At 57.8% G+C, this 13,974-nt stretch carries 14 protein-coding genes; 4 read left to right on the top strand and 10 right to left on the bottom strand.

Annotated features, from left to right (window positions below):
- Positions 1–115 precede the first annotated feature (115 nt).
- The 4 genes from BUE15_RS15935 to BUE15_RS15950 all read right to left on the bottom strand — a co-directional run bounded on the left by BUE15_RS15935 (position 116) and on the right by BUE15_RS15950 (position 3,713).
- Complete coding sequence (locus BUE15_RS15935; RefSeq protein WP_170865288.1) at positions 116–1,267, bottom strand: metallophosphoesterase; 1,152 nt, start codon at positions 1,265–1,267, stop codon at positions 116–118.
- A 120-nt stretch (positions 1,268–1,387) separates the two neighbouring features.
- Positions 1,388–2,128 carry a ribonuclease III gene (gene rnc, locus BUE15_RS15940; RefSeq protein WP_073287326.1) on the bottom strand — a complete coding sequence of 247 codons (741 nt, stop codon included), beginning with the start codon at positions 2,126–2,128 and terminating at the stop codon, positions 1,388–1,390.
- A 5-nt stretch (positions 2,129–2,133) separates the two neighbouring features.
- Entirely contained in the window at positions 2,134–3,384 is a 1,251-nt protein-coding gene (gene fabF, locus BUE15_RS15945) for a beta-ketoacyl-ACP synthase II (RefSeq protein ID WP_073287329.1), read from the bottom strand.
- A 92-nt stretch (positions 3,385–3,476) separates the two neighbouring features.
- The gene (locus tag BUE15_RS15950) at positions 3,477–3,713 is read right to left on the bottom strand and encodes an acyl carrier protein (protein ID WP_019948606.1); all 237 of its coding nucleotides are present in this window, start codon (positions 3,711–3,713) and stop codon (positions 3,477–3,479) included.
- A gap of 162 nt (positions 3,714–3,875) precedes the next feature.
- On the opposite strand from BUE15_RS15950, the gene BUE15_RS15955 reads away from it, so the two are divergent.
- The gene (locus BUE15_RS15955; RefSeq protein ID WP_073287331.1) at positions 3,876–4,304 is read left to right on the top strand and encodes an IPExxxVDY family protein; all 429 of its coding nucleotides are present in this window, start codon (positions 3,876–3,878) and stop codon (positions 4,302–4,304) included.
- A gap of 149 nt (positions 4,305–4,453) precedes the next feature.
- Positions 4,454–5,893, top strand: coding sequence for a pyruvate kinase (pyk, locus tag BUE15_RS15960; protein ID WP_073287334.1), 1,440 nt, complete (start codon positions 4,454–4,456; stop codon positions 5,891–5,893).
- Positions 5,894–5,969: 76 nt separating this feature from the next.
- Here the strand turns inward: pyk and BUE15_RS15965 are convergent, their stop codons facing one another.
- Both BUE15_RS15965 and rpsT read right to left on the bottom strand, forming a co-directional pair.
- Positions 5,970–7,481, bottom strand: a complete 1,512-nt coding sequence (locus BUE15_RS15965; protein ID WP_073287337.1) for a T9SS type A sorting domain-containing protein — start codon at positions 7,479–7,481, stop codon at positions 5,970–5,972.
- A gap of 138 nt (positions 7,482–7,619) precedes the next feature.
- Positions 7,620–7,877 carry a 30S ribosomal protein S20 gene (rpsT, locus tag BUE15_RS15970; protein WP_073287339.1) on the bottom strand — a complete coding sequence of 86 codons (258 nt, stop codon included), beginning with the start codon at positions 7,875–7,877 and terminating at the stop codon, positions 7,620–7,622.
- A gap of 267 nt (positions 7,878–8,144) precedes the next feature.
- On the opposite strand from rpsT, the gene BUE15_RS15975 reads away from it, so the two are divergent.
- Positions 8,145–9,128, top strand: a complete 984-nt coding sequence (locus tag BUE15_RS15975) for a YheT family hydrolase (protein WP_073287343.1) — start codon at positions 8,145–8,147, stop codon at positions 9,126–9,128.
- A gap of 116 nt (positions 9,129–9,244) precedes the next feature.
- On the opposite strand, the gene BUE15_RS15980 is transcribed toward BUE15_RS15975, so the two are convergent.
- From BUE15_RS15980 to BUE15_RS15995, 4 genes are all read right to left on the bottom strand, one after another.
- Entirely contained in the window at positions 9,245–9,892 is a 648-nt protein-coding gene (locus BUE15_RS15980; RefSeq protein ID WP_073287346.1) for an SMI1/KNR4 family protein, read from the bottom strand.
- 218 nt (positions 9,893–10,110) lie between these two features.
- Complete coding sequence (rsmG, locus tag BUE15_RS15985) at positions 10,111–10,743, bottom strand: 16S rRNA (guanine(527)-N(7))-methyltransferase RsmG (protein WP_073287349.1); 633 nt, start codon at positions 10,741–10,743, stop codon at positions 10,111–10,113.
- A gap of 193 nt (positions 10,744–10,936) precedes the next feature.
- Positions 10,937–11,554 carry an RNA polymerase sigma factor gene (locus tag BUE15_RS15990; RefSeq protein ID WP_073287353.1) on the bottom strand — a complete coding sequence of 206 codons (618 nt, stop codon included), beginning with the start codon at positions 11,552–11,554 and terminating at the stop codon, positions 10,937–10,939.
- Positions 11,545–12,669: a glycosyltransferase gene (locus BUE15_RS15995; RefSeq protein WP_084549118.1), complete on the bottom strand. Its 1,125-nt coding sequence runs from the start codon at positions 12,667–12,669 to the stop codon at positions 11,545–11,547. Before BUE15_RS15995 ends, BUE15_RS15990 begins: the two co-directional genes overlap by 10 nt.
- Before the next feature lie 162 nt (positions 12,670–12,831).
- On the opposite strand from BUE15_RS15995, the gene tgt reads away from it, so the two are divergent.
- Positions 12,832–13,962 carry a tRNA guanosine(34) transglycosylase Tgt gene (tgt, locus tag BUE15_RS16000; protein WP_073287356.1) on the top strand — a complete coding sequence of 377 codons (1,131 nt, stop codon included), beginning with the start codon at positions 12,832–12,834 and terminating at the stop codon, positions 13,960–13,962.
- Positions 13,963–13,974 lie beyond the last annotated feature (12 nt).

Consider the following 13,974-nt stretch of genomic DNA (forward strand, 5'->3'; position numbering starts at 1 on the left):
GGAATAAGGTTGAGTATGCAAATAACTCCAAATGTTTGGCTCGGGTTGCCCACCGCAGCCGGTGCGGTGAATTGCCTCGACCAGAATTCGATGCTCACCCCCTCTCCTGCTCCCGCTACTCCGCGGCCAGTGCCTGGCGTTTGCCCTGGCTGTCGACCACACTCAGCTTGCCGTTTTCTATTAGCAGCGCCTGCAGAGGTTGCCCGGCATCACACCTCTCCTGATGCGGCAAATCAATGGCAATGATTTTGCCGTGGTATAGCGGCTTGATAGCCTCCACGGGCGTGTGCCCAATTACCATCGTGGTGGCCCCATAGGTTTTGAGCACTTGGTCTACCTGCACTTCTGCGGGCTTTTCCTGGGCCAGCCCGCGGTACCAATCGGGGCTGGTGGGCGGCTGGGTTGCTTGCTTTTCCTGCGGCGTCAGGTGAGCCACCGGCACGTCGAGGCTGTAACGGGCCAGGTCGTTCAGACGAGTCAGCGGCAAGTTTTGTGCTGCCAGCTCTGGGCTGATGCCGCCATGCGCAAACAGTGTGGTTCCAATTCGCTCGACCACGTTTTTGGTGCGCAGCCAGCGGCCCAACAGGCTATGGCTGCCGTACCACTTTTCGTAGGGCAAGCCCAGTGTGTCGGCGTTTGCGCGGTATTTGCGGCGCAGGTATTTGTAGTGGCCCGTCAGGTTCATCCGTTCGTGGTTGCCCACGATGAAGTGCACCTTGCCGCCGGCCTGCACGGCTTCCTGCTCCAGCTTATACATCAGCCACAGGCACTCCGTCACGTTCAGGCCCCTATCGAAAAAGTCGCCGACCAGCACTAGGTGGCCTTGCCCGTACTGCCAGTTCAGGTTCTGGTCTACCACGCCGGCTCCGCGCAGCAGCTGTTCAAATCCTTTGAAGTTGCCTTCGATATCGGAAAGTGCCAGCAGCTTCGGCACCGCCGCGTATTCTGCCACTTCTGGTTGGGCTGGGGTTGGGCGCAGCGGCACGCGGAACTGCCGGTTCGTTTCGGATACAAAACACGTCAGCACCGCGTCGGCCTTCAGTGTATCCGTAAGCAGTTGCAGCTTCCCGTTACGCGGCGCAATCTGCCAGCTGATGAGGGTAGCGCCCTGGTAATAAACCACCGGCCCATCGGCGGCGAAACCCGAACGGTCTTTGGTAGCATTGGGCCCCTTAATCGACCAGCCCGGCAGGAAATAAAACTTGTCGATGACACCCAGCGCAATCAGCCCGATGCCGCCGCCCACATACAATATAACCAGCAGCACAATCCCTAAGAGTAGCTTTTTGACCACTGACGGTATCGTTTATTCTTTATAACAACACTATGTACTAACCATTGATCGAGTCGAAAACAACTTTCCCAACCCCAGCCGGCGCGCGGCCTGCTACACGCCGAGCGCGGCCAGCGCCCGTTCGGCGGCCAATTGCTCGGCTTGCTTCTTAGAGAGGCCCATGCCCGTAGCCACGGCTTCCCCATCCAGCAAAACGGTGGCCGAAAACTCCATCACGCCGCCGGGGCGGGCTTCGCCGTTGAGGTCGTAGCGGATGGCTTTGCCGTTGCGCTGCGCCCACTCAATGAGCTTACTTTTGAAGTTGGCCGTGGTTTCGGTGAGAGATTTCACATCCACGAACGGCTTTACGAGGCGGCTGAGCACGAATTTGCGGGCCGCTTTGTAGCCTTGGTCGAGGTATACGGCGCCCACCAGCGCTTCCAGCGCGTTGCCGTTGACGGAGCGCGAGCGGGCGGCGCGGCCCTGGCCGGGGTCCAGCTGCACCAGCTTGTCGAGGCCAAGTTTCAGCGCCAGGCCGTTCAGGCTTTCCCGGTTCACGATGCGGCTGCGCATCTCGGTCAGGAAGCCTTCCTGCTCGTACGGAAACTTGCGAAATAGATATTCGGCTACGACCGTGCCCAGCACGGCATCGCCCAGAAATTCCAGTCGCTCGTTGCTTTGGTTGCGCCCGGCCTCCGTGGCCTGCTGCTTCACCACCGAAGAGTGGGTGAAGGCTAAATGGTAAAGCCGCACGTTTTGAGGCGTGCGGCCGGTTACCGTAGCAATAGCCTGGCGGAAGGCCTTATCCTGGCCCAGCATCCGCCGAAAAAACCCGAATAAGGGCAAGCGGCTCATTGCAGTTATTCCTGAAACTTGCGGAACACCACCGAGGTGTTGTGGCCGCCAAACCCGAACGTGTTGCTCATCGCCACACGTACCTCCCGCTTCTGGGCCTCATTGAACGTAAAGTTCAGCTTGGGGTCCAGTTCGGGGTCGTCGGTGAAATGGTTGATGGTGGGAGGCACAATGCCGTGCTGAATAGCCAGAATGCTGGCTACGGCCTCAATACCGCCCGCACCGCCCAGCAGGTGGCCAGTCATGCTCTTGGTAGAGCTGATGTTGAGCTTGTAGGCGTGCTCGCCAAACACTTTCTGGATGGCTTTCACCTCAGCTCCATCGCCGAGCGGCGTGCTGGTGCCGTGCGTGTTGATGTAGTCTACCTCTTCCGGCTGAATACCAGCATCGCGCAGGGCGTTCTGCATTACCAGTACCACGCCTTCACCGGTGGGGTCCGGCGCCGTGATGTGGTACGCATCCGACGACAAGCCGCCGCCGATAATTTCGGCGTAGATCTTGGCACCACGAGCCTGAGCATGCTCATACGCTTCCAGAATCAACGCGCCGGCGCCTTCCCCCAACACGAAACCGTCACGGTCCTTGTCGTAAGGGCGAGAAGCCGACAACGCATCATCGTTCCGCTCGCTCATGGCCTTCAGCGCATTAAAGCCTCCTACCCCGGCTTCCGTAATAGCCGCTTCGGAGCCACCCGTCACCACCACGTCGGCCATGCCGAGGCGGATATAGTTGTAGGCAGCCACAATAGCGTCTGACGAAGAAGCGCAGGCGGAAGTAGTCACGAAGTTGGGCCCCCGGAAGCCATTCTTAATGGAGATGTTCCCCGACGAGCTGTCGGCAATCATCTTCGGAATGAAGAACGGGTTGTAGCGCGGAGTACCATCGCCTTTGGCGAAGTTGAAGCACTCCTCCTGGAAGGTTTTCAGCCCCCCGATACCCGAACCCCAGATGACCCCTACCCGATCCTTGTTGACGCCTTCCAGCAGGCCGGCGTCCTTGATGGCCTCGTCGCTGGCAATGACGGCGAACTGCGTGAACAGGTCCATTTTCCGACCTTCCTTGCGGTCGAAATAATCGTCCGGGTTGTAGTTTTTCACTTCGCAGGCGAAGCGGGTCTTGAACTTGCTGGCGTCGAAGCGGGTGATGGGCGCGGCGCCGCTTACACCCTGGTGCAGGCCTTCCCAGTAAGCCGGGACGGTGCTGCCTAGCGGCGTGATGGCGCCCAGGCCGGTAACGACAACTCTTCGAAAAGCCATAGGCGGGCAGAGATTACAAAAAGGCAGAAAAGCAAAACGGCCGGCGGCAGGCCGGCCGGAATGCGCAAAAACCGTAGAAAGGTGCGGCTATACTATTTAGCGTGCTCCTCGAGGTAGCTGATAGCCTGACCCACGGTGCCGATGTTTTCGGCCTGATCGTCTGGGATAGATACGTTGAATTCTTTTTCAAACTCCATGATCAGCTCCACCGTGTCGAGCGAGTCGGCACCCAGGTCGTTGGTGAACGAAGCCTCCGGAGTAACTTCCGATGCTTCTACGCCTAGTTTGTCGATGATGATGGCTTTTACTTTTTCTGCAATTTCAGACATTTCCGTGGGGGTTTAGAGAAAACTCGCCACAAATAACACCATCTTCCCTAACATTTTCAAACATCGTCCTCCGATTCTTGCCGGTACAAGATTCTGGCGGGGGTGGTTCGTTTCGGGTTGGGACGTGTGTACTTTTGCGGGCCACTGCTTCTGGGCCTGTTTATGAAAACCTTCACGCTGGACGTAGAATACGAGTGCGACTTCGACCTGTTCGGGGTGGTTTCGTCGAGCCGGGAGCATATGCTGGCGTGGCAGCTCAACCAAGCGCTGCACCTGCGCCTCGTGAAGCAGCAGGACCTGATTTATGACCTGCTCAGCCAGGGCCGGCTCGTTATCAGCAACTACCTGCACGCCACGGAACACTTCACGCTGCGCCTGCTGCGGAACCGCTCCATCGACCCCTCGGTGCTCAAAAAGCCGTTTCTGGCGCCCGACATCAAGGAATACGATTACCTGATTCAGGTAACCAACGGCAACGGCGAGTTGGCCGGCGAGGCGCTACTGGCCCGGCTTACGGCGCTGCCGGTGGTGCAGTACGCCTGCCAATTTGACCCGGATTCGTTGAAGTTTAAAGAAAATTTGCTCTTTTGAATTCCGGATGAAGCGCGAAGCTCCCGTTTCGTACATCGAATAAAGCGGCCCCGAATATGGCCCGCCCGATGCGCGAAACGGGAGCTTCGCGCTGCCTTCGAGGCCCGTTTTGCGGGCTGCTTTTCACTTGTCACCTGTCATTTTACTGCATGGAAACCCGGCCCCATTTCAATAAAACAAAAATTGTTGCCACCGTTGGCCCCGCGTCCAACACCTACGAAAAGCTGGGCATGCTCATGCGCGAAGGTGTAGATGTATTCCGCCTCAACTTCTCGCACGGCTCCCACGAAGACCACCTTGCCGTTATCAACACGGTGCGCCGCCTCAACAAGGATATGCGCATGAACGTGGGGTTGTTGCAGGACCTGCAGGGCCCCAAAATCCGCCTCGGCGAAGTAGAGGGCGGTGGCGTGGAAATAAAGGCCGGCGACAAGATCAAGCTGGTGTGCGGCGAGAAGGAAATCAGCACGGCTACGCGCCTGAGCACGATTTATCTGGGTCTGGCCCGCGACGTGAAGGCCGGCGACATGATTCTCATCGACGATGGCAAGATTGAGCTGCGCGTGCTGGCCACCGACCGGGAGCAGGAGGTAGATGTAGAGGTGATTTACGGCGGCCTCGTGAAGCCCCGCAAAGGCATCAACCTGCCCGACTCGGAAGTATCGGCGCCGAGCATGACCGAAAAGGACATTGAAGACCTGAAATTTGGCCTCGAAAACGATGTGGACTGGGTGGCGCTGTCGTTTGCGCGCCGCGCCGAGGACATCCGCTTCATTAAAACCCTGATTGCGGAGAGCGGCAAAACGGCCCGTGTCATTGCCAAGATCGAAACGCCGGAAGGCCTCAAAAACCTCGACGAAATCATTGCCATTACGGACGCCGTGATGGTGGCCCGCGGCGACCTGGGCGTGGAAGTGAAGATGGAGGAAGTACCGATGGCGCAGAAGCTCATCATTGAGAAGTGCAACAAGGCCGGCAAGCCCGTGATTGTGGCCACGCAGATGATGGAAAGCATGATTACGGCCCCTCGCCCCACCCGCGCCGAAACCAGCGACGTGGCCAATGCCGTGCTGGATGGCGCCGATGCCGTGATGCTGTCGGCGGAAACTGCCGTGGGCGCTTATCCGGCCGAGGTAATCCGCTCGATGGTAGGCACGATTATGAGTGTGGAAACGCGCCGCGAATCACTCTACCACCACTGGTTCCCCATCGACCCGACTTCGCCGTCGTTCATGGTCGACAGCGTGCTGTCGGCGGCCTGCCACCTGGCCAAAAATACGGGCGCCAAGGCCATTACCGGCATGACGCACCGCGGCTACACCGCCTTCCAGATTGCGAAGTATCGTCCCAAAGCCAACATCTTCATCTTCACCGACAACCGCTCTTTGCTCACGACGCTAAGCCTGATCTGGGGCGTGCGCGGCTTCTACTACGACCGGATGGTGAGCACCGACAGCTCCGTCTCTGACATCAAATACGTGCTGACTACCACCGGCCACCTCAACAAAGGGGACGTGTTCATCAACACGGCTTCCATGCCCATCAACGAGAAGGGCAAAACCAATATGGTGAAGGTGAGCGTAGCCTAACGGCTCATCTTGCAGCTATAGAAAAGGCCCGTCTGATGGATCAGACGGGCCTTTTCTATGAGTATAGTGCGGTTGCCTAGTGCTGCAGACGCAGTTGCTGCGGCGCTTCTCCGGCAGCCTGCACTTCCACTATATACAGGCCGCCGGGCAAGCGCTGAAGCGCAAGTGTAGCGGTGCTTTGCCCGATGGCAAGCTGCTGGCGCAGGACCGCACGCCCCAGGTTGTCGAGCACCCGGATGGCGGTGCTTGCCCGCGCCGGAGCCGGCAGTGTGAGCGTAGCGGTTTCGGCGGCCGGGTTCGGATACAGCTGGAACGTGGCCGCCGCGCGGGCAGCTTTGACCGGCAGCAGCGTAGCAAAATCAGTGCGGACACCACAGGTTTGGACCACGCCGTTGATGGTGCGGCGGGAATAGGTGAGGGTGTGTTCATACTGCGCTACCGGCCCTACTCCTTCGGCTACCAGTTGTTTCCAGCCAGCGGCATCAATACCGGGCACATACGTGTATTGGCCACTGGCAGGGTTTCCGTATAGCATTTCCTGCTGCAACAGTGCCGGACCGCCGCAGCTGCCGCCCGCCCGGGTGGGCACCACCGGATGCCCCATCATCATGGAATTTGTGCCGGGCTGTTGCGGCCTGTACTCATACGCCAGCAGGTCCGTATTAATGGGCAGCACCTGGTAGGCAGCCTGCAAGTTGCCAGCCCAACGCCCCGTACGCCGGGAGGCTGCTAGCCGCACCGTAGTAACCGGCGAAACAGTGGTGCCCAACCCCGGGCAGCCAGGCGCATTGCTGTACGCCATCTTGCTCTGCTGCCGGAATGTGTAGATGATGCTGTCGTTCGTTACTTGTCGGGCCAGCACTTTGCGCAGCAGCCACCCTTGGTAGCAGGGAAAAGAACTCATCATGATAGGCTCCTGCTCGTAACCCAACTCATCGCCGGGCTGCAGATCCAGCAGCATGAGCGGGTTGTAGTAGCTTAGGCCGGCCGGCGCGGGGCGGCGGGCCAACGTGAGCATCGAAGCGCGGGGAGAGTACACCAGCAGATTTCTGGGAGCCGACACGAGGCCATAGTTCTTGCTCAGCACCACATTAAGCCCGCTGGGGTTCCCCACCCTGAACGTTACAATAGAATCCGGCACGCCATCAATGAGAGCGGTGCCGCGCGATACGAGAGTGGTAGTCATACCAATGTCAATATCCAAGCTTGTCCAGGTCGTACCTACCGGAGCGAATGGCTTCAGAACTATCCATCTGTCCAGCACAAACGGCCCCGAGGTTCCTCCGTTCCAAAGCAGTACATAAGTTCGTTGCGCCACGTTGTAGCGCATTTGCTGCCCGAACTGGTTGTTAGGTGACTTCTGCCACGAAAAGCTGGTGGCGCGCCGCATGATACGGTTGAAGTAATACACCGAGTCGGCGCCGCTCACGCCTGCGGAGTCGAGGCGCAGCGTTAGAATGGTGTCGGCGGAGGCGCCCCGGAAGGCGTGCACGTCGCCGTTCGGCCGGAAGGGGCGCCAGTTCTGGGCCGTGGCCTGCAAACCGCACAGGCAGGCACACAGAATCAGTAAGAGGTAGAGTTTTTTCACGGAGAATGAGCTTACAGGTACAGAAAAAAGGATAAGCCGAAAAGATAGAGAATATTCGATACAAATAAAACGCGAGAAGGCCCCGCACTTGCGCACGGGGCCTTCTCTATAAAAAGAGCAGAAAGTTACTGGTGCTGCTTAGGCGGCCAGCGACTTCACGAACTTAGCCAGCTTCGACTTGTTGTTGGCGGCTTTGTTCTTGTGGATGATGTTCTTTTTGGCCAGACGGTCCAGCATCGACGATACTTTCTTCAGCAGCTCCTGAGCGGCCGTAGCGTCGGTGGTGCCACGCAGCTTCTTGATAGCTGTGCGGGTAGATTTAGCCTGGTAACGGTTCAGCACGCGCTTAGCTTCGTTGGAACGGATGCGCTTGAGGGCTGACTTGTGATTTGCCATGAGTAGGAGAAATGAACGTTCTGCTCGGTTTCAATTCGGATTGGGTGGGCAAAGGTAAGGCTTTGAATGGAAAGTGCAAACTGTCGGGCCCGAATTTCACTGGGTGGTTTGTGCAAGCCACTCCGGTTTCTGCCGCTGTTGAAAGTAGGCATGCCGAACTTTTTTAATCAAAATGGGTTGAAAAATGAGCCTAAAACCCTAAATTCTACACCTGCACCACCCGGCAATTCCAGCCTCATCTTTTACGCGGCGCTGCCACCCTGCCCCATGCCTCTCGTTACCGAATCCCGCTATCAGCCACCCTTTTACCTGTTCAATGGCCACTTACAGACCATTGTACCCAGCCTGTGGCGGGAAGTGCCCGACGTGCGCTATCAGCGCGAACGGGTAGAAACCAACGACGGTGACTTTCTGGACCTCGACTGGTCGCGGCTGACCGACCAGATAGCGGATACGCTCTGTATTGTGTCGCATGGGCTGGAAGGCGACGCGGGGAGGCCGTACGTACGGGGCATGGTGCGCGCCCTAAACCGGGCCGGCTTTGACGCGCTGGCCTGGAACTACCGCAGCTGCAGCGGCGAAATGAACCGCCTGCTCCGCTCCTACCACCTCGGCGACACCAACGACCTGGATTTTGTGGTGCGCCACGCCCTGAGCAAGCTGCGCTACCGTCGCGTATTCCTGACCGGCTTTTCGGCCGGCGGCAACGTAACGCTGAAGTACTTAGGCGAGCAGCCGGAGCGGGTGCCGCGCGAAGTGGAACGCGCCGCCGTTTTCTCCGTCCCAACTGACCTAAAGGCCAGCTCCTACCACATTGCCCGGTTCGAAAACCGAGTCTATCTGAAGCGTTTCCTGAAAACGCTACGCGAAAAGATGCGCCAGAAAGCCGCCCTTCTCCCCGACCAGGTAGACCTCACCGACCTCGACCTGCTCCAGGATTTCCCACAGTTCGACGACCGGTTTACGGCGCCTATGCACGGCTTCAAATCGGCGGAGGAGTACTACGAACACGCCAGCTCCGGGCGCTACCTGAGCGGCATCCGCATCCCGACGCTGCTCGTCAACGCTCAGAACGACCCGTTTCTGCCGCCCACCTGCTTCCCCCGCGACGCTGCAGCGCACAGCGAGTTCGTGTTCCTGGAAACGCCTTCCGACGGCGGCCACGTCGGTTTTGGCGAAGGCACGCCCGATGGTGAGTATTACTCGGAACGCCGCGCCGTGGAGTTTCTGACGGCGGAAGTGCCAGGGTAGTAGTGGTAGTAAGAATTCTTGCTTAACGCAATGTGAGTTATAAGCGCGGCCTTGGAAAAGTGGCGATTTTCGTCCTTGCCTAATTTTTGTTGCTGGTATAGCACTTCTGCTTGATACTACCCATCATCTTCAGTTGTCCAATAGTTAGGTATTCTCTTTTTGGCCGGAAACTCTTCCAAATCACTGATATGGTCTGTTTGGTGGAAAATATCCTTAATCAACCAGCTTTGTAATGTATCTGCCCACAGCGAGCCGTAGACATAAGCTTGGTTGATATCTTTGTTCTTATAATAAACTGGTGTAAGGAAGTATACCGGATTAGTATGGTTGTCAACTATCATAAAGTAGAAATCATTAATTGGAAAGACAAAGGGAATTCCTTCCTCCTTTATCTTGCTTATGGTTAACCCTTTAATAACTAATCTCTCCTCTATAGCCTGCTTTATTTGAGTAAGGTGCTCCGGGTAAGAGAAGTAGATGGGGGCATAGGAATAGGGCAAGCCTTCCTCTCCATAAATATTTACGCCTGGCAAATCAGTACCATTCATCACTCGATAAAAAGCAATCAACTCTTCAGGGAACTCGAATCCTACTTCCCGCTGAAAGTCAAGCAGCTCTTGCTTTGTCAAACCGGGCCGCCATTTTGTTCCTTTTTGATGTTGCAGCCCATATGCTTCCCTATCTAGTTCTAGTTCAGCAAAATGCTTTTCGCTCTGAGCTTTAAACAAAGTCATAAACTCGCTGAAAGCAGTATTATAATTCATCGTGTATAAGGCTACTGGTGAGCGTGGGCCTAAGGTAGTATGATGCAGAAGCGCAGCAGGCCTTTTATGTGTTGATAACGACGGTTATAACTTGTAAAAGGCCTACCTATTCCACTACTGCGGCTATACTGCTGCCCGGCTTGCTGTATGTGCTACTAAGCCACCTAGCGTCGTGCTTCCTGCTCCAGCTACGGGTTGAGTGCCTTCACGAGCCCCTCCTATTCTGGCCTCACCGAGTTAGTAGGCACAAACACCACCTTCTTCGTCTCGAAGAATTCTTCAGTATAAAAGTCGCTCAGGTTGTACACTGTGGCTTTGAGGCCGGATTCTTCGATTTCCTCGGTCAGGTCGCCGCCTTTGAGGTAGTAGAGGCCGCTGGTGGCGTCGCCGTTGGGCTTGTAGCGGTGCGCAATCCAGGTGTGGAAGGTGGCGAGGCGGGCCACGGCGCGGCTCACCACGTAGTCGTACTTGGTGCGCAGCTGCTCGGCCCGGATCTGCTCAGCCGTGACGTTGGTGAGGTTCAGGTCGCGGGCCATTTCCTGTACCGCGTGTATCTTTTTGCCAATGCTGTCGACGAGGTGAAACTTCACTTCCGGGAACAGAATAGCCAGCGGCAGGCCCGGCAGACCACCACCCGTGCCTACATCCAGCACCGAGCTGCCGGCCGGAAACTCAATCACCTTGGCAATGCCCAGCGAGTGCAGAAAGTGGCGCTCCGCGAGGTTGTCCACATCAGTGCGGGCCACTAGGTTGAGCCGCTCGTTCCAGCCGCGAAACTCGGTATCGAGCTGGCTGAACAGCTTGCGCTGGTGGTCGGTGAGGTGCGGGAAGTAGTGGTTGATGATGTGCATGGTGCGGCAAAGGTAAACACGTCCGTCATTCCTCATCTGTCATCCTGAGCGGAGCGAAGGACCTTACCACATTGTGAACATCCGTTGTAACAACGACTCTTGCTAACATGACAAGATCCTTCGCTCCGCTCGGGATGACAGGCAAGAAAAAGTAAGCATAAAAAAAGCCCCGACCTGCGCCGGGGCTTTTCACTTATATAATTTCTTTTTTGTTCTTCACCATGTCATAGAGCAGCTCGCGGGCGCGGTGCAGCTGGGCTTTCACGGTGCCGAGCGGGGCTTTCAGCTCCTGCGCTATTTCCTCGTAGCTCAACTCATCGAAGTAGCGCAACGTTACGAGGCGCTGGTACTTGTCGGGCAGCCGCGACACCACGTGCTGCATGATTTCGATTTTCTGGTTCTTGATGGTCGTCTCCTGCGGGTTCAGGTTCTGGTCGCGGAAGTCGATGGTAATTTCGTCGCCGTTGTCGATTTTGATGGCCGAGTCAATCGACATCGTCTTGATTTTATTCTTCCGAATAAAGTCGATGCAGTTGTTGGTAGCAATGCGGAACAGCCAGGTGCTGAAGGCAAACTCGGGGTTGAACTTGTGCAGGTTGCGGAAGGCTTTGGCGAAGGCTTCGATGGTGAGGTCCTCGGCATCATCGGGGTTGCGCACCATCTTCAGCACTACGTGGTACACCGGCTTCTTATAGATCTGCATCAGCTCGGCGTAGGCCTTCTCATCACTATTCTCCACGGCCGCCCGAATCAGCTTGAAATCGTGCTTGGCTTTAGCGGAGAACTGTTTTTCCTGATTGTTTACTTCCATCGGAGGGTGCGGTAGAGGAACAGCGACATTCCCAGAGCGAAATAATAAAAAAAGTAGACAACGTCCAGCACGGGCAGCAACGCCACCGGCAACGGGTCGTCGAGGCGCCGGCTGAGGCGCTGATAGGTGAAGCAGACCATTGCAGTACGCACCACCCACAGCCCGGCCAAAGGTATCCAATCGGGCCGGGAAAACAGCGCCGCAGCGCTGACCCCATAGAAAAGCAGATTGCTCCCTATAAAGTTTCCCAGCCGCAACCTGTCGGAAAGCCGGTAGCGCCGGCCCGCCGACAAATGCCGCCGCTTTTGCCGCCACCAGGCCGTCCAGGTTTGGGACGGTTCGGAGAGGGTATGAGCGCCTGGCTCGGCCACCACCGCCACCCGCGCGCCCCGGGCCACGGCGTCCTGCACCAGCAGGTCGTCGTCGCCGGAGAGGCTGCGGATATGGGAGGCAAAGCCCTTGGTGGAAGTGAAGACCTGCCGGGTGTAGGCCAGGTTGCGGCCCACGCCCATGTAGGGCTTGCCCCGCCACGCGAAAGACAGATACTGTCCGCCGGTGAGCAGGGTTTCAAACCGGATTAATTTATTTAGAAACCCTTCTTCCGGGGCATACGCCGAGTAGCCCAGCACCATATCAGCAGGCTGCCGAAAACCGTGCTGCATCCGGCTGAGCCAGTGATTGGTAGCCGGAATGCAGTCGGCGTCGGTGAAGAGCAGCTGCGGATAGCGCGCCGTTTTGATGCCCAGCGTGAGGGCGTATTTTTTGGGCGCCAGGCCGGCGGGCGTGCGGTCTATGGTCACGAGGCGCACGTTGGGGTAATACTGCACCAGCTGCTGCACATACAGAAACGTGTCGTCGCTGGAACGGTCGTCGATGAGCACGATTTCGAAGCCGGCCGGGTACTCCTGCTGGAGCAGCAGCGGCAGCAGGCGGCGCAGGTTTTCGAGCTCATTGTGGGCACACACCAGCACCGATACCGGCTGCGCGGCGGCCTCATCGGGCTCCGGCTCGGGCGGACGGTTGGCGAAGGGTAGGAAGTAGTAGGCGGCGTAGTACAGCTGCACCAGCACGCAGGCCAGCAGCAGCCAGATGGCCGGGGAAAAATCGAACAACAAAACGCGAACAGTGAATTAGCCCGCAAAAGTAGGCATTCGGGGCGGGTGGAGTACCTTTGCAGCGGGCTTAGTTAGCGGCGGCAGCCCACCTGTTTGCAGCGTGTTGCATTCCGGACGACCAACTACCTGCCTGCTGCCCGCCCCGACAACTCACTCCTTCGCATGACCTTCGACCTCGTAGCCAACGACCCGCACACCAAAGCCCGCGCCGGCGTGGTGCACACGGCCCACGGCGCCATAGAAACCCCCATTTTCATGCCCGTCGGGACGGCCGGCACCGTGAAGGCCGTGCAGCAGCGCGACCTGAAAGACGACGTGCAGGCCCAGATTATCCTCGGCAACACCTACCACCTCTACCTGCGCCCCGGCCTGGACGTGCTGCAAAAAGCCGGCGGCCTGCACAGGTTCAACGGCTGGGACCGGCCTATTCTCACCGACTCGGGCGGCTACCAGGTGTACTCGCTCAGCGGCACGCGCAAAATCAAGGAGGAGGGCGTGAAGTTTCGCTCCCACATTGATGGCTCGCAGCACCTGTTTTCGCCGGAAGGCGTGATGGACATTCAGCGCACCATCGGGGCCGACATCATCATGGCCTTTGATGAGTGCACGCCTTGGCCCTGCGAGTACGACTACGCCGCCCGCTCCCTCGACATGACGCACCGCTGGCTCAAACGCTGCATTCAGCGCTTCGACAGTACCGAGGGCCACTATGGCTACCAGCAGACGCTGTTCCCGATTGTACAGGGCTCCACGTTCAGGGATCTGCGCATCAAGTCGGCGGAGTTTATTGCCGAGCAAGGCCGGGAGGGCAACGCCATTGGCGGCCTGAGCGTGGGCGAGCCGGCCGACATGATGTACGAAATGACCGAGCTGGTCTGCGACATTCTGCCTCAGGACAAGCCGCGCTACCTGATGGGCGTGGGCACGCCGGCCAATATCCTGGAAAATATTGCGTTGGGCGTGGATATGTTCGACTGCGTGATGCCGACCCGCAACGCCCGCAACGGCATGCTGTTCACCACGCAGGGCATCATGAACGTGACCAACAAGAAGTGGGAAACCGACTTCGAGCCGATTGATGCCGAACTGGGTGGCTACGTCAGCACGTTTTACTCGCGCAGCTACGTGCGGCACCTGTTTCAGAGCAAGGAAATGCTGGGCCCGCAGATTGCCTCCATCCACAACCTGACCTTCTACCTGTGGCTCGTGAAGCAGGCCCGCCAGCAGATTCTGGCCGGCACGTTCCGCGAGTGGAAGGAGAAGATGGTGAAGCAGGTGATGACGCGGCTGTAAGGAGTAAACCCA

Origin of the sequence: Hymenobacter psychrotolerans DSM 18569 (assembly GCF_900142395.1) — a bacterium.
Classification (GTDB): Bacteria; Bacteroidota; Bacteroidia; order Cytophagales; family Hymenobacteraceae; genus Hymenobacter; species Hymenobacter psychrotolerans.